Genomic DNA, 21876 nt, shown 5'->3' with positions numbered 1-21876 from the left:
GATCATGCGGCAAAGCAAAGAGATAGGGAGCAAAATCCGATCCCGTCGGATTTTGCTCCAGATGATCGTTTTCAATTCAATCTGTCTGGTGTGACATGGCCCGCTCTTCTTTGATGCCCGTCTTCGACGGCCATAACGACGTTCTGCTCCGCCTCATTCGTGGCAAGACCGAGCCGGAGCGCGATTTCCTCGAAGGCGACAATCAAGGTCATCTCGACCTGCCGCGTATGAAGAAGGGCGGTTTCGTCGGCGGCTTCTTCGCGGTCTATGTCCCCTCCGACAGCGGCGGCCTCGACATTGACGCGCTGATGACGAAGCCGGAATACGATGTGCCGCTGCCGGCGGAACTCGACCTCGCGCCGAGCCAGAAAGTAACGCTACATATGGCATCCCTCCTGATGCGCATCGAGCGCGCATCGAAGGGCACGGTGAAGATCTGCCGCACCGCCGCCGATCTGCGCCACTGCATCGACACCGGCACGCTTGCCACGATCCTGCACATCGAGGGCGCCGAGGGCATCGACGCCGATCTGCACATGCTCGATGTGCTTTATGAAAGCGGCCTTCGTTCCATCGGTCCTGTGTGGAGCCGCCCGAACATCTTCGGCCACGGCGTGCCCTTCCGCTATCCTTCGACGCCCGACACCGGCCCCGGCCTGACGGAGCGTGGCAAGGACCTGGTGCGCGCCTGTAATCGCCTCAAAGTGATGATCGACCTCTCGCACCTGAACGAGAAGGGTTTTTGGGATGTGGTGAAGCTCTCGGATGCGCCGCTGGTTGCGACGCATTCCAACGCGCATGCCATCAGCCCGCATTCGCGCAACCTCACCGACAAGCAGCTCGCCGCCATTCGCGAGAGTCGCGGCATGGTGGGCGTGAACTTCGCGACCTCGTTCATCCGCCCCGATGGCCAGCGCAACGACGACACGCCGCTCGAAGAAATGATCCGCCACATGGATCACCTGATCGAGCACGTGGGCGTTGACGGCGTCGGCTTCGGTTCCGATTTCGACGGCGCAACGATCCCGAACGAGATCGGCGACGTCGCCGGCCTGCCACGTCTCGTCGATGCCATGCGCAAGCACGGCTATGACGACGCCACCTTGCGCAAGCTCTGCTACGAAAACTGGGTCAACGTGCTGGAACGGACCTGGGGCAAGTAAAACCCGAAAACAAAAAGCCCCGGCCTCACCAGCCGGGGCTTTTTTCATGATTGGATCAGGCCGCGTTACTGCTGCGCCTTCGATGTCAGCGCAAAAATACTGGCGATGCCGCCGACGCCGAGCATGAGCATGAGGCTGACCGCATTGATCGCCGGCGTCGCGCCTTCGCGCATTTGGCCGTACATGGTGATCGGCAGCGGCGGATCGGAGCCGACGAGCATCAAGGTCGTGTTGAAGTTCTCGAACGACATGAGAAGCGCCACCAGCCCCGCGCCGATCAGCGCCGGTTGGAGGAACGGCAGCGTCACGGTGCGCAGCACGCGGGTGCGGCTGGCGCCGAGATCGAGCGCGGCTTCTTCCAGCGAGCGGTCGAACTTCCTCAGCCGCGCGGCGATGATGAGCGTCGCGATGGTGAGGATGAAGGAGAGCTGACCGAGGATCACCAACGGCAGGCCCGGACGCAGCGAGTCGATGTCGGTGTTCAACACATCCTCGAGCCCGTTCGCGGTGCGCGAGAAGAAGGCCAGGATCGAGATGCCGAGCACGACGCCGGGGATGACGAGCGGCCAGAGCATCATCATCGCGAGCAGTGTCTTGCCGCGGAACTCCGCGCGCTCCAGCACCCAGGCGTTCACTGTGCCGATGATGACCGCAAGCAGCGCCACCGGCAGCGCGATCTTGAAGCTGTTGCCGATGGTGGTGAGCCAGATCGGGTCCATCAGCACGCCGGGCTTGCCGAAGACGGAGCCGTTACCGATGAACCATTCGAGCGTAAAGCCCTTCCACGGCGGAGACGGGAACGGGCTGGCGTTGAAGGCGAAGATCGCCACGACCAGAAGCGGCGCGAACAGGAAGACGTAGAACGCCGCGATGTAGAGTTTCCAGAGGATCGACGGACGGTTCATGGATCAAGCCTGCCGCAAAGTCGTGCCCAAGCTCTGCCCCGTAAGGCGCAGGCCCGCCGCCACGATGGCGGACGAGAGCAGGAGAAGAAGGATGCCGAAGGCTGCGCCCTGAGGCCAGTTGAAGCGCGTGATGAACTGCGCGTAGATCTGCTCGGTGAACCACAGGCCGTTCTTGCCGCCCAGGAGCACCGGCGTCGCGAAATTGCCGACGGTGAGCATGAACACGATGATCGAACCCGCGACGATGCCGGGCATCGCGTGTGGAATGACGATGCGGCGCAGAACCGTGAAGCGGCTGCCGCCGAGATCGAAGCCCGCCTCAACGACAGATGGTTCAAGGCTCTCGAGCGCATTCGCCAGCGGCACGATCATGAAGAGCAAACCGCCATAGACGAGGCCGAGGATGACGGCGCCGTCATTGTAGAGAAGCTCCACCGGCTGGCTTGCGAGGCCCGTCAGGCGAAGCAAGTACGAGATGATACCGGTCTCGCGCAGAAGCATCATCCAGCCGAGCGTGCGGACCAGTTCCGACACCCAGAACGGCAGCAGGCAGAGAAGAAGCAGCATCGCCTTCAGACGGCCCTGCGCCACGCGCGCGATATACATGGCAATCGGAAACGCGAGCACGAGCGTGATCGCGGTGACCATGATCGACATGATCGCCGTGCGTGCGAAGGTGCGCCAATAAAGCGGCTCGGTGAAGAACTCGAGATAATTGCCCAGCCCGAATTCATAAACCCGCGGCGCAACGCGCTGGCTGAAGGAGAGAACGAGAATCTCCACATGCGGCAGAACGATGAGCAGCCCAAGCCACAGGATGGCCGGGGCCATCAGGAGAAATAGGGTGAGACGCTGCGCCGGGTTCATGCGGCGAAAACCTTCATCGCCTCGGCCGTCCAGCCGAGATGAACCGCAGCGCCAACCTCGATTCCTGCAAGCGGACCGGCCTGCGGCAGCACCGCGCGCACCGGCTGGTCGAAACCGGGCGTCTTGATGAGCAGGCTCGATGCCGCGCCATCGAAGAGCACGGCGGAGACGCGGCCTTCATAGCGGTTGGGCAGACTTGAGAGCACGGAAGCATCCTGCGCCAGCGCCACCGCTTCCGGCCGCACGAAGGAGAGCGTTGCACCTTGCGAGGCGTTGCCGTGTCCATGCAGCGTGCCGCCGGAGGAAAGGCGCACGTTGACCGCGCCGTTGGAAGCCGAAGCGACCTCGCCCTGCCAGCGGTTGGTTTCACCAACGAAGCTCGCGACGAACGGCGTTGCGGGATTGTGATAAAGCTCGCGCGGGCTGCCGACCTGCTCGAAGCGGCCCTGGTTCATGACCGCGATGCGGTCGGACATCACGAGGGCTTCGGACTGGTCGTGCGTGATGTAGGCGAAGGTCGTGTTGAACTGACCCTGCAACTGCTTCAGCTCGATCTTCATATGCTCGCGCAGCTTGAGATCGAGCGCGCCGAGCGGCTCGTCGAGCAGCACGAGGGTCGGTTCGAGAACGAGACAGCGGGCAATCGCCACGCGCTGACGCTGGCCGCCGGAAAGAGCCGTCACGCGGCGTTCGCCGAAGCCCTTGAGGCCGACGCGCTCCAGCATGCGGGTAGCGCGCTCATCGGCCTCCGCGCGGGATACGCCGCGGCAGGTCAGGCCGTAAGCGACGTTCTCGCCCACGCTCATCATCGGAAAGAGCGCGAGGCTCTGGAAAACCATGTTGACCGGGCGGCGGTTCGCCGGAACGCCGATCATCGACTTGTCGCGAATGCGGATGTCGCCGCTGGTCGGATGCTCGAAGCCGGCGATCATGCGCATCAAGGTGGTCTTGCCGCAGCCGGACGGTCCGAGGATCGAGAAGAATTCGCCGCGAGCGACGCTGAAAGTCACGTCATTGACGGCCGCATGCGCGCCGAACTTCTTCGTGACGTTGACGAGATCGAGATCGGTGGATTGGGACATGGAAGGTGCAAACATAAAAAAGTCGCCCCCCGGACGAGCCGGGGGACGATGATCAATTGATGGACGAGATTACGAACCAGCCTTCAGGCGGTCGAGAACCTTGCCCTCGATCTCTTCGATGCCAGCAGGCACCGCCGGATACCACTTGATGTTGTCGATGGCGGCCTTCGGGAAGCTCTCGGCGAACTGATCCTTCAGCTTGCCCTGCATGAGCTTGTCGGCGCCGTTCGAAGCCGTGAAGTTGCCGGCGGAAGCGGCCACCTTCGCAGCGATCTCAGGACGCATGTTGAAGTTGATCCACTTGTAAGCGGCATCGTCGTTGCGGCCCTTGGCGGGGATCGCAAACGTGTCGACCCAGCCCAGTGCGCCCGACTTCGGAGCGACGAACTTGAGGTCCGGGTTTTCGGAGTTCAGCTTCCAGCCGCCCGTATCCCACGCCATGGCGGCGACGACTTCACCCGAACGCAGGGCGTTGAGGAGCTGGTCCTTGCCGTCCCAGAAGAACTTCACGTTCTTCTTGCACTCGGCGAGCTTGGCGCCGACCTTGTCCATCATCGCGGAATAGGCCTTGGCGTCCTTGTACGACGCGAAGGGATCCATGCCGTTGGCGAAAGCGAACGCGATCAGCGCGGGGCGCTTGGCGCGGAAGCTCGTCTTGCCGGCAATCGCCGCATCGCAGAGGTCGTTGTAGTCGGCAACCTTCGGGGCTGCCTTCGTGTTCACGATCAGGCCGTCGGTGCCCCAGATGTGCGGAACGCCATAGACCTTGCCGTCGATGGTGGTGTTCTTCTTGGTCGCTTCGAGCATCGAGGCGATGAAGAGATCGCCCTTGAGCTTCGACAGATCGATCGGCTTGTAGATGCCGAATTCGACCTGCGGGCCGGCGATGCGGTCCTGGCTCGGCTGAACGAGGTCGAAGCCCGCGCCCTGCGTGGCGCGCAGCTTCGAGATCATCTCTTCATTGTTCGAGAGCGTGACCTCAACTTCGATGCCGGTTTCCTTGGTGAACTGCGCCACGATGTCTGCCGGTGCGTAATCCGCCCAGGTGAGAAGGCGCAGTTTCTCGGCGGCATTCGCCGAGCCGGCGATCATGAGAGCCGCAAAAGCCGTAGCCAGCTTAAGGCCGGCGCGCTTGGTCAACATCATATTCCTCCAATGTGATCCGGGCTTGAACCCGTGGTTCCCCGTTGCAAAATTATATGACACTCGGACGACACGCCACCTATTTTCCGCACGTTATACAATCTTTGTAAGCCGGCTTAGTTAACTCGCACCGGGCTGACAGACCACTACCCTATGGGTATGAAGGAGCGAGCCCGGAGCCTGTATCGATGCGCACTTTCTACCCTGAGATCGAACCCTACGACTACGGAATGCTGGATGTCGGGGATGGACACCGGGTCTATTGGGAACTCTGTGGTAACCGGAACGGCAAGCCTGTCGTGTTCCTGCATGGCGGGCCGGGTGGCGGCTGCACGCCGACCCAACGCCGCCTGTTCGATCCCAAAAAGTATCGCATTCTGCTGTTCGACCAACGCGGATGCGGACGCTCAACGCCCCATGCGAGCCTGGACGCCAACACCACCTGGCATCTCGTGGCGGACATCGAACGTTTGCGCACCATGATCGGCGTCGAAAAATGGATGGTTTTCGGTGGGTCGTGGGGTAGCACGCTGGCATTGGCCTATGCGGAGACACATCCCGAGCGCGTGAGCGAACTCGTGGTGCGGGGCATCTTCACGTTACGTCGTGCGGAGTTGCTCTGGTACTACCAGGAAGGCGCGTCCTGGATGTTCCCCGACCTGTGGGAGCGTTATCTCGCGCCGATCCCGGTCGAGGAGCGCGGAGACATGATGGCGGCCTACCGCAAGCGCCTGACCCACCCCGACCCGGCTGTGCAGACTGAGGCCGCAAAAGCCTGGAGCGTGTGGGAAGGCGAGACGATCACGCTATTGCCGAACCTCGATTACAGCGTCCAATTCGCCGAGGAGCATTATGCCCTCGCCTTCGCGCGGATCGAGAACCACTACTTCATCCACGGTGGATTTTTCGAGGACGGGCAGCTCATCCGCGATGCACACCGGCTCAAAAACATCCCGGGCGTAATTATCCAGGGCCGGTACGACGTCGCTACCCCGCCGAAGACGGCCTGGGAGCTGCATAAGGCCTGGCCGGAGGCCAAGTTCATCATGGTGCCGGATGCAGGCCACGCGGTGAGCGAGCCCGGCATCCTGCATCATCTGATCGAGACGACGGACGCTTTCGCGAAGGCTTGAACCGGCGTTACTTCGCCGTCCAGCCGCCATCCATCGACAGGTTGGCGCCGGTGATCTGGCTTGCGGCATCCGAGCACAGGAACACGGCCAGAGCCGCAATCTGATCGACCGTCACGAATTGCTTGGTGGGCTGCGCTTCGAGCAGCACGTCGTTGATGACCTGTTCTTTCGTCAGCCCGCGTGCCTTCATGGTGTCGGGAATCTGCTTTTCGACGAGCGGCGTCCAGACATAGCCGGGGCTGATGCAATTGACCGTGATGCCGTGGGTCGCCGCCTCAAGCGCGACCGTCTTGGTCAGACCAGCAATGCCGTGCTTGGCCGCGACATAAGCCGACTTGAACGGCGAAGCGATGAGCGAATGGGCGGAAGCCGTGTTAATGACGCGTCCCCACTTTCGCGCCTTCATGCCGGGCAACGCCGCGCGGATGGTGTGGAAGGCCGAGGAGAGATTGATTGCGATAATCTGGTTCCACTTCTCGACCGGAAAATCCTCGACCGGCGAGACAAACTGGATGCCGGCATTGTTCACGAGAACATCGACGCCGCCATAGGTCTTTTCGGCCAGGCGGATCATGCCCTCGATTTCCTCCGGCTTCGACATGTCGGCCGGGGAATAGATCGCCTTCACGCCGAACTCGGACTCGATGGCGGCGCGCTCCTTCTCGATCTCATCGGCGGGACCGAAGCCGTTGATGAGGACGGAAGCGCCCTCCTTCGCGAGGGCGCGGGCAATAGCCAGGCCGATGCCGCTGGTGGAACCGGTCACGACAGCCGTCTTGGACTTCAACATCGTCATCTACTCCCAAAAAAGCCTGCGTCGCAGGCTTCAATCTCGGTTACGACATAGCATGGAGCGCGGGGCCATCAACATGCACCTTCGGCATACCAAAGGCGCATGACGCGGAGCCTTTCCGTTGAACGATCGGCCCCGATGTGACATGGGACCATTTCAAGAAATTGGGCATAGTCGACGATCAATATGGTGCGGACAGCGAGAATTCTCCCCTGCGGCGACAGCGCGCTCTCCGTCGAGTTCGGGGACGCCATCGACCCGGACCTGAACGGAAAGGTGCTCGCGCTCGAGGATCTGCTGCTGGCCTCCCCGCCCGCGGGCCTCATCGAGACCGTGCCGACCTACCGCTCGCTGACGATCCAATTCGACCCAACACTTACGGATTACGACGCGCTTGCCGCCTTCCTCACCGAAAAGGCGGCGACGATTGCCCCCCGCAACGCCATCGGCCGGCGCTGGCGGGTACCCGTGGTCTATGGCGGCGCTTTTGGAGAGGACCTCGACGAGGTGGCGGGGCAGCACGGCCTTTCGCCGCAACAGCTCATCGAGATCCATTCCGCCGCGATCTACCGCGTCTACATGATCGGCTTCATGCCGGGATTCGCCTATCTCGGCGGGCTCGATCCCAGGATCGCGACCCCGCGCCGGACACAGCCGAGGGCCAAGATTCCAGCCGGGTCCATCATTATCGGCGGCGCGCAGGCCGCCGTGATGTCCATCGAAGGGCCGAGCGGCTGGCACCTTTTGGGCCGCACGCCTGTGCGCAGCTACGCGCCCGAGCGCGACCCGGCCTTTCTTCTGGCTGCTGGCGACGAGGTCGTGTTTCAGCCTATCGACGCTTTCCAATGGGCCTCCCTTGAACGCGCAGCGCTTGCGGGCGAGCTAGTGGCGGAGCTTGTGACGCCATGACGGAGCTCGTTGTCAAAACCTGCGGGCCGATGACGACGCTGCAGGATCGTGGACGGCTCGGTTACCAGCGCTTCGGCGTCTCCCCCTCTGGTGCGATGGACAAGCGTTCGCTCGCGCTCACCAACGCGCTGGTCGGCAATGCGCCCGAGACCGCCGCCCTCGAATTCATGAATCTCGGCGGGACGCTGGCCGCGTCCGGCGGCGATCTGCGCATTGCGCTTGCGGGCGCGGGCGCAACCTTGCGCATCGAAGGCACCGCCATCCCGCCGCACACGACGGCGATTTTGAGGGATGGCGAGACGGCCGAGATCGGTCATGCCCGCACGGGCACCTTTGCCTATCTCGCGGTCGCGGGCGGCTTTGCCATCGCGCCGCAGCTCGGCAGCCTGTCGTTCCATCCCCGCTCGAAACTCGGCGGCCACAATGGCGGCTCCATTCAGCCTGGCGACCGGCTGCCCTGCCGGGCGGAGGCGCAGGAAGGTGCGCCGGTGCATTTTACGGGCGACCTCCCCCAACTGCCCGATACGATCCGCGTGATGCTGGGGCCGCAGGACGATTATTTCACGGAAGACGCCATTCGCTTGTTCCTGGAAAGCGAATTCACCATCACCCCCCAGGCGGACCGCATGGGCTTTCAGCTTTCCGGGCCGAAACTCGACCATGCGAAGGGCTTCAATATTGTTTCCGACGGCATCGTCGACGGGCATATCCAGGTGCCGGGCGCAGGACACCCCATCGTGCTGATGCGCGACCGGCAGACCACCGGCGGCTATCCGAAGATCGCCACCGTGATCAGCGCCGATCTCGACCATTTCGCGCAGTTGCGGCCCGGCTCGCCGGTGCGCTTCCGCGCCGTGTCGCGAGAAGAAGCGGTGGCAGCGGCGCGCGAGGCCAAGGCCTGGATCGCCGCCCTACCCGATGCTCTTATCCCGGTGCGCTTCGCGCTGACGACCGAGCACCTGCTCAGCACTAACCTCATCGGCGGCACCGTCAACGCCTTGGCGCCGAAGGTCGCGGACGCTTAAAGCCTCACCCCTTGAGAGCCGCGAGCACCTCCGCGTGCAGCGCCGGGGTTGCAGCTGCGACCACGCGTCCGTCGCTGTTCAGGCCTAGTGCCTTGCCCGACCAATCGGTGATGACGCCGCCCGCGCCCTCGATGACCGGCACGAGCGAGAGGTAATCGTAAGGCTGAAGATCCACCTCAGCGACCACGTCAACATGTCCGCTCGCGAGAAGCGCATAGGCATAGCAGTCACCGCCGAAGCGGCGCAAAGCCACGCGCTTGCTCAGCGCCTCGAAGCAATCACGGTCGCGGCCGGTGAAAATATCCGGCGTCGTTGCGTAAAGGATCGCGTCCGACAGCTTCGTCTTTCCGCTCGTGGCGCAGGGCTGGCCGTTGTAGCGCGTGACCTCGCCTGCTTGTCCGACCCAGCGCTCGCGCAGCACCGGATGGTCGATGACCCCTACTTTGGGAGTACCACTTTCGAGATAAGCGATCAGCGTACCGAAGGTCGGCATGCCGGAAATGAAGCTCTTGGTGCCGTCGATGGGATCGATCACCCACATGCGCTCGGCCTCGGCCTTGTCCAGGCCATGCTCCTCGCCAAAGAGGCCGTGATCGGGAAAGCGTTCGCGGATCTTATGGCGTACGGCGAGTTCGATCTCGCGGTCGGCAATGGTCACCGGCGAGGCATCTGCCTTGGATTCGACCAAAAGCTTTTGGCGGAAGTAACGAAGCGCAATGGGCGCCGCCAACGCCGTCAATTCCTCGGCAAAAGCCGCAATCCGCCTGAAGTCGCCGCTCGCATGACGCTGCATAAAAATCCCCCAAACAAGGTAGTGGACAAGATATCGTGTATTTGTAAGTCTGCTAACTAATTACACAAGCGCAACATGCGCAGAGGGGACTGGCAAAATGAAAGTATGGAATGCTCTTGCCTTAAGTCTTTTGCTTTCCGGCGCAGCACATGCCGGTACGGTCACAGCATACACCGCGCTCGAGGAAGATGAGATTGCGGATTATACGGCAGCAGCCAAGAAGGCACTGCCCGACATCGACCTGAAAGTGCTGCGGCTTTCGACGGGTGAGCTTGGCGCACGCATCCTCGCCGAAGCATCCAACCCGCAGCACGACGTGATCTGGGGCTGGGCCGTCACGAATACGATGGACCCGCGCATTCTCAGCTTGCTCGAGCCTTATAAGGCGAAGGGCGCGGAAAAGCTCGCGGCCCCCTATCACGCGGCGGATGACAAGTGGTTCGCCGCCACCGGATACATGGCCGCGTTCTGCGTCAACAACGAGCGCGTGAAAGCCAAGGGCTTGCCGGTGCCGAAGGATTGGGAAGACCTGCTCGATCCCAAGTTCAAGGGCGAAGTGGTGATGCCGAACCCGGTTTCCTCCGGCACCGGCTATCTCCAGATCGTCGGCATCCTGCAGCAGATGGGCGAGGAAAAGGGCTGGAAGTTCCTCAAAGATCTCGACGCCAACGTCGCGCAATACATCAAGTCCGGTTCGCGTCCGTGCAAGGCGGCGCGCGCGGGCGAGTTCGCGGTCGGCACGTCGCTGGCGTTCGCGGCCGTCCAGTCGGTCACGGAAGGCTTCCCCGTCACCATGGTCATTCCGGCCAAGGGCGCGGGCTACGAGCTTGAAGCATCCGCGCTGATGAAGAGCGCGAAGAACAAGGCGGATGCGCAGCGCTTCCTCGATTGGACGCTCTCGCCGGAGGCTGCCTCGATCTACGGCAAGTACAAAGAGATCGTGACCACCGCCGGCTACAAGCCCTCGGCCGACTCGATCAAGGCCGGCCTGCCGGCAGATGTCACCAAGGCGCTGCTCCCCATCGACTTCGCCAAGTCGGCTAAGGAGCGCGACGCCATTCTGGAGCGTTGGCAGAAGGAAATCGGCCGCTGACGGAAGCCAGCCCGATGAAGCTGCACCTTCAGAACATCACCAAGGAGTTCGGACCCGTCGTCGCCCTCGACGACGTGTCCTTCTCCGCCGAGGCTCCGGAATTCATCTGCCTCCTCGGTCCGTCCGGCTGCGGCAAGACGACATTGCTCCGGCTCATTGCCGGCCTGTCGATGCCTGACAGGGGACAATTGCGGCTCGATGGCGAAGACCTGACGCGCATTCCCGCGCGCGACCGCGGCTTCGGCATCGTTTTTCAGGCCTATTCGTTGTTTCCCAACATGACCGTGGCCCAGAACATCGGCTACGGATTGAAGATCCGCGGCAGGCCTACCGCCGAGATCAAGGAACGCGTCGGCCAACTTCTCGATCTGATCCGCCTGCCGCATCTGGCGGATCGCTATCCTTATCAGCTCTCCGGCGGCCAGCAGCAGCGCGTGGCGCTGGCGCGCGCCGTCGCAGTCGATCCAAAGCTTCTGTTGCTGGACGAGCCGCTCTCCGCGCTCGACGCGAAGGTGCGCACCGAGCTGCGCGCGGAAATTCGCGAGTTGCAGCAGCGCCTCGGCATCCTCACCATCATGGTCACGCATGATCAGGAAGAAGCGCTGCTTCTCGCTGACCGCGTGGTGTGCATGCAGCATGGCAAGATCGCGCAGGTCGGCACGCCGGGCGAGCTTTATGCAACGCCGGTGAATCGCTTCGTTGCGGACTTCATGGGCGTCAGCAACCTCATGGAGCAGAGCACGATCCGCCAATGGGCGTCGCATCTGCTCAACGGCCACACGCCGCCCGCCGACTATATCGCCTGCATTCGCCCGGAAGATATCACGCTTCGCCCCGGCGCGACGGGCGCGCGTGTGCGGCAGGTGCACTTCCTCGGCAATCTCTCCCGCATCGAGCTGGACTGGCCGGGCGGAAAGCTTGTCGCCGAAGAAGCGGGCCGCACCAGCCTCGTGCCGGGTGCGGAAGTCGGCATCGACATCGCGCCCCATCGCTGCGCTTGGGTGGCGCCACAATGAGTGCGACCGCTGCGCCGGCATGGCGCGAACTCGATATCGACAAGCTGTTTCTCGGCTTCTGTCTCTTCGTTCCACTCACGGCACTGACGATCTTCTTTGCCTATCCGCTCCTCACCGTCGTCACCCGGAGTCTCACGGAAGCCGACGGGGGAATCGGCATCGGCAACTACATCCGCATTCTCAATGCACCGAGTTTTTGGCGCGCGACCGTCAACAGTCTGGTGATGTCGCTCTCCACCACGGCGGCGGTGCTGATGTGCGGGCTTGTCGTGGCCTATGCGGTGCATCGCTGCAAGGTGCCGGGACGCGCGCTTCTTCTCGGGGCGGTGTCGCTGCCGCTTCTCGCTCCCTCGCTGGTGCAGGGGCTCGGCCTCATCTTCCTGCTTGGACGCAACGGTATCGTCACCAAGACGACGGGCCTCGACATCAACATCTACGGCTTCTGGGGCCTCTTGATCGCCAACGGGCTTTATGCGCTGCCGCAGGCAGTGCTGATCATCGGCGCGGCGCTGCGGGCGGCGGATGCGCGTATCTATGAAGCGGCGGAGATTCTTGGCACGTCGGGCTTCAGGAAGTTCGTCGACATCACGTTGCCGAACATCAAGTTCGGTCTCCTAAGCGCGGGCTTTATCGTCTTCACGGTCACGATCACCGATTTCGGCAACGCCGCGACCATCGGCGGCGACTATGCCATTCTCGCGACTGAGATCTACAATCAAGTCGTGGGGCAGATGAACTTCAACCTCGGCGCGGTGGTCGGCATCCTGCTCCTGCTGCCGACAATTCTGTCGTTCTATCTTGAACGCGTCGCCTCGCAGCGCCAGTTCGGCTCGGTGAGCGATTCCGCCGTGCCGCTGGTGCCGACCTTCACGCCGAAGCGCGACGTGCCGATGACGCTTGCCGCGTGGCTCGTGGCCCTTCTGCCCGTCGTCACCGTCGCCATCGTCATCTATGGCAGCTTCGTGTGGCTCTGGCCCTATCGTTTCGATCTCACGCTCAAGCACTACGCGGTCAAGGTCGCGGGCGGTTACGATCCGCTCTGGACGACGGTGCAGATTTCCATCGTTGCCGGCGTGATCGGCTCACTCATGCTTTTCGCGCTCGGCTTTTCACTGCAACGGCTGCCGCGCCACATCGTGAAGCCGATCTATTTCCTCTGCCTGCTGCCCGCGGCGGTGCCGGGGCTCGTGCTCGGTCTCGCCTATATCTTCGCCTTCAACGTGCCCGGCCTTCCGGTCTATGCGCTCTACGGCACCGCGACGCTGCTCGCGATCTGCAACGTGACGCATTACTGGACGCAAGGATTCCTGACGACGATGACGGGCCTGCGGCAGGTGCCGCCGACGCTGGAAGAATCCGCCGCGTGCCTCGGCGCGAGCTTGCCGCGCCTGGTCCGTGACGTGATCGTGCCATCCATGGCGCCGACGCTTGTCTCCGTCTTCTTCTTCATGTTCATGCGCTCCATGGTGACGCTCTCCGCTGTCATCTTCCTCATCACCGCGTCAGTGAGCGTCGCATCGGTGTCGATCATGCGGCTGGATGAAGCGGGCTTCACGTCGCAGGCGGCAGCCTATGCCACCTGCACCATGGGCATCGTGGTCGTGGCCTCTGTGCTGATGCGCGCATGCCTGTGGGCTTTGAAGCGGAAGCAGTGACGGTGCTCAAAGCACCAACAAAAAAAGCCGAAGGCGATATCGCCCTCGGCTTTTCATATGCGATGCGTGAGAATTAACCCGCCGCCTTGGCCTCCCGGCGGCGTGCATGCAGGACCCACTCGGTGTAGCCGTTCGGCTGCGCGCGTCCCTTGAAGATGAGATCGGCGGCGGCCCTGAAGGCCGGGCCGTCGAAGCCGGGGGCCATCGGCCTGTAGAGCGGGTCGCTTGCGTTCTGGCGATCCACCACCTCGGCCATGCGGCGCAAAGTCTTCGTCACCTGCTCTTCCGTCACGATGCCGTGGCGCAGCCAGTTGGCGACGTGCTGGCTGGAAATGCGCAAGGTCGCGCGGTCTTCCATGAGGCCGACATCGTGAATGTCCGGCACCTTGGAGCAGCCGACGCCCTGGTCGATCCAGCGCACCACGTAACCCAGAATGCCCTGGCAATTGTTGTCGAGTTCCTGCTGCACCGCCTCCGGCGCCCAGTTCGATTGCGACACCGGAAGGGTGAGGATGTCCGAGACCTTCGCAGGCGCGCGCTTCTTCAGCTCGGCCTGCCGCGCCCACACATCGACCTGATGATAGTGTAGCGCATGCAACGTGGCGGCGGTGGGCGACGGCACCCAGGCGGTGTTCGCGCCAGCCTGTGGGTGGCCGATCTTTTGCGCCATCATGTCCGCCATCTTGTCGGGCGCGGCCCACATGCCTTTACCGATCTGTGCCTTGCCGGGCAGGCCGCAGGCGAGGCCGACATCGACATTGTTGTCTTCATAGGCCTTGATCCAGGCGGTCGACTTCATGTCGTTCTTGCGCACCATGGGACCCGCTTCCATGGAGGTGTGGATCTCATCGCCTGTGCGATCCAGGAAGCCGGTGTTGATGAACACGATACGCTCGGCCGCCGCCCTGATGCAGGCCTTGAGGTTGATCGTGGTGCGCCGCTCCTCGTCCATGATGCCCATCTTGAGCGTATTGCGGGGAAGACCAAGCTTCTCCTCCACGCGCGCAAAAAGGTCGTTGGCGAAAGCGACCTCGTCCGGCCCATGCATTTTGGGCTTCACGATATAGACCGAGCCGGTACGGCTGTTGCGCCGGTCGCTCTTGCCGTTGAGATCGTGCATCGCGATCAGCGATGTCACGGCGGCATCGAGAATGGTTTCGGGAATGTCGTTGCCATGCTCATCGAGCACCGCATCGGTGAACATGTGGTGGCCGACATTGCGCACGAGCATGAGGCTGCGCCCATGCAGGCTCACCTCGCCGCCCTTCGCGCCGCGATAGACGCGGTCGGCATTCAACCGGCGCTCGACCTTGCGGCCACCCTTGTCGAACGTCTCAGCCAGATCGCCCTTCATCAGGCCGAGCCAGTTGCGATAGACGACGACCTTGTCCTCCGCGTCCACGGCGGCGACGCTGTCCTCGAGGTCCATGATGGTGGAGATGGCGGACTCGATCACCACATCCGCGATACCCGCCGGATCGTCAGCCCCGATGGGGCTTTTACGGTCGATGCGGATGTCGAGATGCAGGCCGTTGTGGCGCAGAAGGATCGATGAGGGGCTCGGTCCCTCGCCCTGATAACCCAGGAACTGCGCCGGATCGGCAAGGCCGGTCTCGGTGCCATCCTGAAGCTTGACCTTCAAGACGCCGCCTTGGATCGCGTAGCTGGTTGCCGCCTTGTGGCTGCCCTTGGCGAGCGGTGCCGCCTGATCCAGAAACTCGCGCGCCTTCGCCACGACCAGGGCGCCGCGCACCTTGTTGTAGCCGCCCGCGCGGGTCGCACCGCCGTCCTCCGGAATCGCATCCGTGCCGTAGAAGGAGTCATAAAGGCTGCCCCAGCGGGCATTGGCGGCATTCAGTGCATAGCGGGCGTTGGACACCGGCACCACGAGCTGGGGACCCGCAATGCGGGCGATCTCGTCATCCACATTCTGAGTCGCGACACTGAAAGCCTCGGGCTCGGGGCGGAGGTAGCCGATTTCCTTCAAAAAGCGCTCGTAATCCGCCTGATCCAACGGCTTGCCGGCGCGGGCGCGGTGGTAACCGTCGATCTTGGCCTGCAAATCATCGCGGAAGGCGAGCAGGTCCCGGTCACGCGGCGCGAACTCCTTCACTAGGGCCGAGAGCCCCGCCCAGAAGGCATCAGGGGCGATTCCGGTGCCCGTCAGGGCTTCCTTTTCAATGAAATCATGGAGAACCGGCGCGATCTGGAGGCCGCTCTTTTGAACGCGTGTCATCGTTTCCGCTTTCGTGGATTTGGATTCCTGCCCCCTACTTTAAGGCCACAACCCGAAAAGAGAAGATGAACGCCCCTTGGCCATGAGTCGGAGGGGCACCGCCGTCTCAGCGCAGTTCCTGCCCCATCAAGTCCCGCAGGCTATCGAGAAAAGCCTGAAAATGGGGGCTCGTCCTCGGCGATTTGTTGGAAGTTCCACCCGGCAGCGGATAGGCGTTTGAGCCCGACACATCGAGCGTCCTGTCTTTGTATCGAATAGCGATCCGCCACTGTGTGCCGTCTTTCACCCACGGATTGGGATAGCTCTTCTTCCATTTCCAGACCGCAAGCCGATCCAGCCGCCCGCGGAAGCGCCGCCACGCCTCCGGCGAAGGTTCGATGACTTCCCTTCCCGGATTGCGGACATGCCGCTCCAAAATGAGCCGTTGTCCGTCTTCGAGCCGCACCGTAACGAAGCCGAACAGCCCGTTTCCATAGAAGATATTGAACCGCTGCGGCGGCGATAGGTCCTTGGCGGATGCCGCCGGAACCAAGAAACCGAATAGAAGGGAGAGAAGGACGAGAGTCGGCGCTTTCTTCATGCCCCATGAATGTAACTAAAAAACATGAAGACACAAGAAGTCGCTCCGCACTGCAACGTTGTCGAGAAACACGCATGTTCACCCGAACGGGTGAAGAAACTAGCCGAATAGAGGGTATCACTGGGTGCATGGCACGACCCCGACGGTGGGGCTGAGGGAGGCACCATTGGGGACCGGAAGATCGCAGACCATGAGCCCCTTGTCCGGTACATGGAGCCTGTCGCTGGATTTGCCGAAAAGCGCCAACGCCCGGCGCCCCCTGATCCTTTGCGTCGACGACGACCTCTATGCGCGCGCCGACGTGGTGGAAGAGCTCACCGCCTCCGGCCATGAGGTGACGGAGGCGGGCAATGGCGCCGAGGCGCTCGTGGCGTTGCAGGATCGAAAGCCCGATCTCATCCTCTGCGACATCACCATGCCGGTCATGAGCGGTTATGATCTTTTGCGGGTCATCCGCGAAAAGAGGCCGGACCTGAACGATGTGCCCTTCATCTTCCTCTCCGGCCTTGGCGAGCGGGCCGAGATCATCCGAAGCAAGCGTATCGGCGCTGACGACTTTCTGACCAAGCCGGTGGATTACGAGCATCTTTTGGCGACGGTAAAGGCCCGCCTGACCCAGATCGAACGGATGCGGCGCAGTCTGCTGGCGGACCTGGAACGAGAACGCAGCACGGCCATCGAGAAGGCACAGCATGAAACGCGAAACGCGCTGGATGGCATGGCGCGCGTGCTCGACGGCATGTCCAGCGGATTCTTGATCGTCAACGGCCAGATGCAGCTGCAGTTCGCCAATCAAACCGCCCGCCGGATCATCGATGAGAAAGACGGTCTCACCATCGCGGTGGGGCAGCTGCGCACGAGCGTTCCACGCGCGACGCGCCAGCTCAAGCAGGCTGTTCGCGATGTGCTTGAGGAGACGGCCAGGAGCGGCGCAGTGACGGTGGCGAAAGAGCTCGGCCGTCCCCTGCTGCTGCAGGTCTTTCCCTTCAGCGCAGGTGACGCCGCCGGCAACCCGGCAGTCGCGGTTTTCGTGCTGGATCCGGAGCGGCGCCCTTCGCTTGATCAGAAGGTCGTGGCAGAGATGTATGGGCTAACGCCGGCGGAAGCGCGCCTCGCCACCGCGATTGCGGAGGGCAAGCGACTGGAAGAGATCGCCGACACGTTCAGCGTGTCACAGACCACTGTTTCCTTCCATCTGCAAAATCTTTTCCGCAAGACGCAGACGAGCCGCCAGAGCGATCTTGTCGCGCTTCTCATTCGCAGCGCGTTGACCACACTGCACGCCGAGGCATGAGGACAGGCGCTAGATGTCGCTGGCCTGATGCGCCAGTCGGACGAGGGCGGCTTGGCGAGAGGTGCCGGTTTTCTGAAACAGGTTCTGCAGATGCGTCTTCGCGGTGTTGCGGCTGATCTGATGACGCGCGCAGAATTGAGCGATGGTTTCTCCCGCCGCCAAAGCCTCCAGAAGCCGCGCCTCGGCAAAGGTCAACTGAAAGGCCTTCTGCATGAAATCGGCGGTCTGCACGCGCTTTGCACCCGGCGCCTTCACCGTGAAGAGCGCCTGCTGCTGCATCCCGCCCAGCCAGAAGTTCGACATCGGGACAGGGACAATCGTTCCCCTCATGACCTCACCGTGGGAAGAGCGCAGAGCAACGATTTCCGCCGCTTTGCCATCGACCACCTGCTTCAAGGCGTTGCGAAACGCCGCGACACTCTGCAGTTCGCTCGGCACGAGGCGTTCAAGCTGCAATTTGAGAAAGGCCCCCTCAGCGAGCAGGCGATGCGCCTCGGCATTCATGTCGCCGACCGCGCCGTCGCGGCTCAACAGAAAAGCGGCAATCGAAAGCTCTCCTAGCGTGCTCTTGGTGATGGGAGATAACACGGGCTGCTGACTGAGCCGCGTGCTGATATCGACCGCGCGCCGCAGATGCGGAACGAGTTGGGCCAGATCATTCATCTCCCGCTCATTGAAATCGCGGTCGCCGGTGGCGCGATGAAAGGTGGCAAACATCGACACCGAGTGATCAATGCTGAAGCGTGTGCCGATGCAATGATAGAGCCGCTGCGGATGCAGCCAGTCGATGAAGTACTCCGAATTGTCCAACACCGCCTTCGAAGTCAGGTCGAACATGCGCGAGACCTTGGAATCGGGCGCGTTGAGCGCTCCGAACAGCAGCGGGTTCGTGGCGCCATAATACGCTTTGAAGCTGTCGATATACGATTGGTCGAACCCGTCGCTGACTTCCATCACAAGGTTCGACGAAGCGGCGTCGTGCACGAATAGGGAGCCCGTGCCGCCAAAAATCTCCGCCATGCACGACACCACCGCGCCCCACCCATCGGGATCAACAGCGGCCTTGTAGATCAGCTCGATCAAATCGGAGATCGCGGGGCGGACGGTCATGCGGGAACAGTGCTTCTTAAGCCGAGCGACCCTTTGCCGAACGGCAGTGTAAACGCACAATTGCTCTCAGAACAAAGGACCCCTTCAGTCCGAATGCGGCTCGCTTTAACGAGTGATATCAACAGCATCGATCGCCTTATCATCCATCTTCCCTTGCGGAACAACCACAGCATCTCGGGAAATGTGCGCCAACGCACAAGCCGCAAAGACAAATCACCTCCCCCCAAATCCTCCATAGAACTATTACAATAGTAAATTTCAAAGCAGATATACGACATCTGCTTTAGAATTGTTCCATGTCAACGCTGTTAAAGGTAATTAATTGCGGGCAATAAGTATCTGCCACCCCATGTAAACACCTAGGGACGCGCCGTTTTCCCCAATGTTAACTCCCGTCTCTGCAGAGAACCGCGTCTCCCGTGGACGGGTTCATCACAAGGGAGAAGGATTGTGACATATCGAATTTGGGGAACTGAGGACGACGTACGCACCCGAAGCGGGACCTCCGTCGACCGAGACTTCATCGGCACCCTTCCGACCGGCGGATATGTCGTCGGCTGGCGGGAGGGGCAAAAGCTCTACTTCCAGATCTACACCTCCACCGGCGTGAAGATGGGTGGCCCTCACGCCGTTTCGACCAGCGGCGCGGTGTATCAGAACAGCGGCACGATTCAGGCCGTCGGAAACGACGGCAGCTTCGCGATAAGCTGGAACGAGTCGACCGGCTCCGTGAACAGCTCGGCCATCAAGACGAGCGTGTTCAACGCCAGTGGCGCTTTGGTGGGCTCCACGCGAACGGTGGTCGACAATCAATCGCTCGGCCAGTTGGATACGCCGTCTCTTGCCCGCTATGGCGACACCGGGTTCCTCACGGTTTACAACACGAACGACTCGCTGCGCCTGGCGGCTCACAACCTGGACGGAACGGTACGAAGCGACATCAACGTTCTCCAGATGGTGGGCTTGCAATATCCCGATATCGTCGAACTCGGTGGGGATCGTTTCCTTCTGAGTTACGCACGAAGCGGTTCAATAAAATACCGCATGATCGACCTCGCCTCGGGAACGCCGATCGGAAGCGAAGTGGCGGTTGCCAACGGAACCTATTCGGACACCGTGGTGCAGAAGAACGCCGCCGGTGTAGCAACGGGATTCGCCGTTGTTTATAGCAACGGTGCAAGCGTTGTCGCACAGTTCTACAATCTCGCAGGCGTCAAAGGGACGACGGTCGACATCACCACGTCCGGATTGTACGATGGCGATTACATCAGTTCAGTCGCGCTCCGCGACGGCCGTGTCGCCGTTGTCTATAGCGAGAAAAGCCCGGATGACAACGGCGACATTTATCTCAAGGTCGTCGACGGGAACGGCAATGCGACCGAGAAGCTGCTGCTGAACTCCCACGCTGCCACCGACAAAATGAGCCAGCAATATACGCCTCAAATTTCCGAGATGGCGGACGGGCGGCTCGCCGTCACGTGGTATGACCCCGCGGCTGTTTATGGCCTGATTTCGACCACCATCGTCGACGCACGCATCGCTCCCGTGACGGTCACGGGAACGGGCGTCAACGACGTTTATATCGGCACCGAATATGCCGGCGACCGGCTTCTCGGCATGGGAGGCAACGACATCCTCACCGGCGGTCTCGGCGGCGACACCATCGATGGCGGCGATGACATCGACACCGCCTCGTTCCAGTTCGCAACCGCGGGTGTTGCGGCGAGCCTCGATACGAACACCGGCACCGCCGGAGAGGCCGCTGGCGACACCTATATCAGCATCGAAAACCTCCTCGGCTCGAACTACGCAGACACTCTCACAGGTGGCGATGGCAGCAACTACTTGTGGGGCGGCGGCGGCAACGACGCGCTGACCGGCAGCTGCGGCGCTGACACTCTCGACGGCGGTGCTGGCAACGATATCTATTACATCAATGACGCCGCCCACGCGATCGTCGAGGCCGCCGGGGGCGGCACGGACTACATTTATACGAGCGTCAGCTACAGCCTCGCGAGCGCGCCGAATGTGGAGTACATGTACGCCACCGGCAACGCCGCGATCACGCTGACGGGCAGCAATACAGCCAACATCTTTGTCGGCAACAGCGCCGCAAACACGTTCATCGGCCTCGGTGGCGACGACACGTATTACGTCGGCGTTGGTGACCAGGTCGTGGAAGGCTCCGGACAGGGGTACGACCGCGTCTACGCCAACTTTTCCTACGCCCTCGATGCGACTGCGGATATCGAAGAGCTCATCGCCTATGGCGTCAACGCCATCAGCCTGACCGGCAGCAACACCGCGAACCGAATTATCGGTACGCGCGGCAATGATGTCCTCAAGGGCCAGGGCGGCAATGATGCGCTTCTCGGCAACGCCGGACGTGATGCGCTCTATGGCGGCATCGGCAACGACAAGCTTTACGGCGGACTCGACAGCGACGTGCTCAAGGGCGATGCCGGCAAGGACATCTTCGTCTTCGATACGAAGCTTCACGCCTCGAAGAACGTCGACAAGATCTTGGACTTCAGCGTGAAGGACGACACGATCTGGCTCGACAATGCCGTGTTCAAGAAACTCGGCAGCGGCTCGCCGACAAAGCCGAAGAAGCTTGCGGCCGATATGTTCCACATCGGCACAAGCGCCCATGATGCAAGCGACCGCATCATCTACAACAAGAAGACCGGCGTGCTCTACTACGATCCGGATGGCATCGGCGGGGCAGCCGCGATCAAGTTCGCGGTCCTGTCCAAAAACCTGAAGATGACCTACGCTGATTTCTACGTCATCTGATCGCTTCCTGACGAACAGATCGTCGCGGCTCTCCGACCGCGACGATCGAGCTTACGCGCGAGTCTCGATGCAAGCATCGGCGATACCGGTTCAAAACCCCATCATGTGAACGAGAAGATAAACCGCTGCCACGGCTCCGAGGAGCGGATAAGGCCCGATTTTCGTCAGGTAGAGCGCGGCGCCAGAGATGGGCGGCCTGGGCGACGGCGAGAGGACCGGCGAAAATCAATCCGACCGCGACTGGCCCGAGGCCGCGCTCGATAGCAACGCTCCAGGGGCCGCC

Annotated in this window: 18 protein-coding genes; 9 read left to right on the top strand and 9 right to left on the bottom strand. The window is 62.0% G+C overall.

Annotated elements, in window-relative coordinates; all coding sequences use genetic code 11:
* The first annotated feature begins 95 nt into the window (after positions 1-95).
* Positions 96-1163 (top strand): dipeptidase, encoded by a 1068-nt coding sequence (locus tag HB375_RS05405; RefSeq protein WP_167671962.1) that lies wholly within the window; start codon positions 96-98, stop codon positions 1161-1163.
* A 65-nt stretch (positions 1164-1228) separates the two neighbouring features.
* Here the strand turns inward: HB375_RS05405 and HB375_RS05400 are convergent, their stop codons facing one another.
* The 4 genes from HB375_RS05400 to HB375_RS05385 form a co-directional block, all read right to left on the bottom strand.
* On the bottom strand, positions 1229-2068 hold the full coding sequence (locus tag HB375_RS05400) for an ABC transporter permease (RefSeq protein WP_167671961.1): 840 nt from the start codon (positions 2066-2068) through the stop codon (positions 1229-1231).
* A gap of 3 nt (positions 2069-2071) precedes the next feature.
* Positions 2072-2935 (bottom strand): ABC transporter permease, encoded by an 864-nt coding sequence (locus HB375_RS05395; RefSeq protein ID WP_167671960.1) that lies wholly within the window; start codon positions 2933-2935, stop codon positions 2072-2074.
* Positions 2932-4017, bottom strand: a complete 1086-nt coding sequence (locus tag HB375_RS05390; RefSeq protein ID WP_167671959.1) for an ABC transporter ATP-binding protein — start codon at positions 4015-4017, stop codon at positions 2932-2934. The genes HB375_RS05395 and HB375_RS05390 overlap by 4 nt, the downstream gene beginning before the upstream one ends.
* Before the next feature lie 69 nt (positions 4018-4086).
* A complete protein-coding gene (locus tag HB375_RS05385) occupies positions 4087-5160 on the bottom strand; it encodes an extracellular solute-binding protein (protein WP_167671958.1) in 1074 nt (357 codons plus the stop codon).
* A 188-nt stretch (positions 5161-5348) separates the two neighbouring features.
* Here HB375_RS05385 and pip point away from each other — a divergent pair, with 188 nt between their 5' ends.
* A complete protein-coding gene (gene pip, locus HB375_RS05380) occupies positions 5349-6293 on the top strand; it encodes a prolyl aminopeptidase (protein ID WP_167671957.1) in 945 nt (314 codons plus the stop codon).
* A gap of 7 nt (positions 6294-6300) precedes the next feature.
* On the opposite strand, the gene HB375_RS05375 is transcribed toward pip, so the two are convergent.
* Positions 6301-7089, bottom strand: coding sequence for a 3-hydroxybutyrate dehydrogenase (locus HB375_RS05375; protein WP_167671956.1), 789 nt, complete (start codon positions 7087-7089; stop codon positions 6301-6303).
* A gap of 183 nt (positions 7090-7272) precedes the next feature.
* Between HB375_RS05375 and pxpB the strand changes: the two genes are divergently transcribed.
* Positions 7273-7995, top strand: a complete 723-nt coding sequence (pxpB, locus tag HB375_RS05370; RefSeq protein WP_167671955.1) for a 5-oxoprolinase subunit PxpB — start codon at positions 7273-7275, stop codon at positions 7993-7995.
* Positions 7992-9020 carry a 5-oxoprolinase subunit C family protein gene (locus HB375_RS05365; protein WP_167671954.1) on the top strand — a complete coding sequence of 343 codons (1029 nt, stop codon included), beginning with the start codon at positions 7992-7994 and terminating at the stop codon, positions 9018-9020. The genes pxpB and HB375_RS05365 overlap by 4 nt, the downstream gene beginning before the upstream one ends.
* A gap of 4 nt (positions 9021-9024) precedes the next feature.
* Here the strand turns inward: HB375_RS05365 and hisN are convergent, their stop codons facing one another.
* A complete protein-coding gene (hisN, locus tag HB375_RS05360) occupies positions 9025-9813 on the bottom strand; it encodes a histidinol-phosphatase (protein WP_167671953.1) in 789 nt (262 codons plus the stop codon).
* Positions 9814-9910: 97 nt separating this feature from the next.
* Here hisN and HB375_RS05355 point away from each other — a divergent pair, with 97 nt between their 5' ends.
* Genes HB375_RS05355 through HB375_RS05345 form a run of 3 tightly spaced genes read left to right on the top strand, consistent with a single transcriptional unit; the run spans position 9911 to position 13577 of the window.
* Positions 9911-10906: an ABC transporter substrate-binding protein gene (locus HB375_RS05355; protein WP_167671952.1), complete on the top strand. Its 996-nt coding sequence runs from the start codon at positions 9911-9913 to the stop codon at positions 10904-10906.
* A 14-nt stretch (positions 10907-10920) separates the two neighbouring features.
* The gene (locus HB375_RS05350) at positions 10921-11922 is read left to right on the top strand and encodes an ABC transporter ATP-binding protein (RefSeq protein ID WP_167671951.1); all 1002 of its coding nucleotides are present in this window, start codon (positions 10921-10923) and stop codon (positions 11920-11922) included.
* On the top strand, positions 11919-13577 hold the full coding sequence (locus HB375_RS05345; protein ID WP_167671950.1) for an ABC transporter permease subunit: 1659 nt from the start codon (positions 11919-11921) through the stop codon (positions 13575-13577). The genes HB375_RS05350 and HB375_RS05345 overlap by 4 nt, the downstream gene beginning before the upstream one ends.
* Before the next feature lie 73 nt (positions 13578-13650).
* Here HB375_RS05345 and HB375_RS05340 read toward each other — a convergent pair whose 3' ends face one another.
* Together HB375_RS05340 and HB375_RS05335 are read right to left on the bottom strand one after the other, a co-directional pair.
* A complete protein-coding gene (locus HB375_RS05340; protein WP_167671949.1) occupies positions 13651-15813 on the bottom strand; it encodes a malate synthase G in 2163 nt (720 codons plus the stop codon).
* 106 nt (positions 15814-15919) lie between these two features.
* Positions 15920-16393 carry a hypothetical protein gene (locus HB375_RS05335; protein ID WP_167671948.1) on the bottom strand — a complete coding sequence of 158 codons (474 nt, stop codon included), beginning with the start codon at positions 16391-16393 and terminating at the stop codon, positions 15920-15922.
* A gap of 190 nt (positions 16394-16583) precedes the next feature.
* On the opposite strand from HB375_RS05335, the gene HB375_RS05330 reads away from it, so the two are divergent.
* A complete protein-coding gene (locus HB375_RS05330) occupies positions 16584-17687 on the top strand; it encodes a response regulator (RefSeq protein WP_167671947.1) in 1104 nt (367 codons plus the stop codon).
* Between the two features lie 9 nt (positions 17688-17696).
* Here the strand turns inward: HB375_RS05330 and HB375_RS05325 are convergent, their stop codons facing one another.
* Positions 17697-18797, bottom strand: a complete 1101-nt coding sequence (locus tag HB375_RS05325) for a helix-turn-helix transcriptional regulator (protein WP_167671946.1) — start codon at positions 18795-18797, stop codon at positions 17697-17699.
* Positions 18798-19247: 450 nt separating this feature from the next.
* Between HB375_RS05325 and HB375_RS18485 the strand changes: the two genes are divergently transcribed.
* Entirely contained in the window at positions 19248-21593 is a 2346-nt protein-coding gene (locus HB375_RS18485; RefSeq protein ID WP_167671945.1) for a calcium-binding protein, read from the top strand.
* Positions 21594-21876: the final 283 nt, after the last annotated feature.

Origin of the sequence: Microvirga terricola, from assembly GCF_011777495.1 — a bacterium.
Taxonomy (GTDB): Bacteria; Pseudomonadota; Alphaproteobacteria; order Rhizobiales; family Beijerinckiaceae; genus Microvirga; species Microvirga terricola.
Note: the sequence above shows the minus strand (reverse complement) of the source record. Positions and strands in the feature narration are given on the sequence as shown.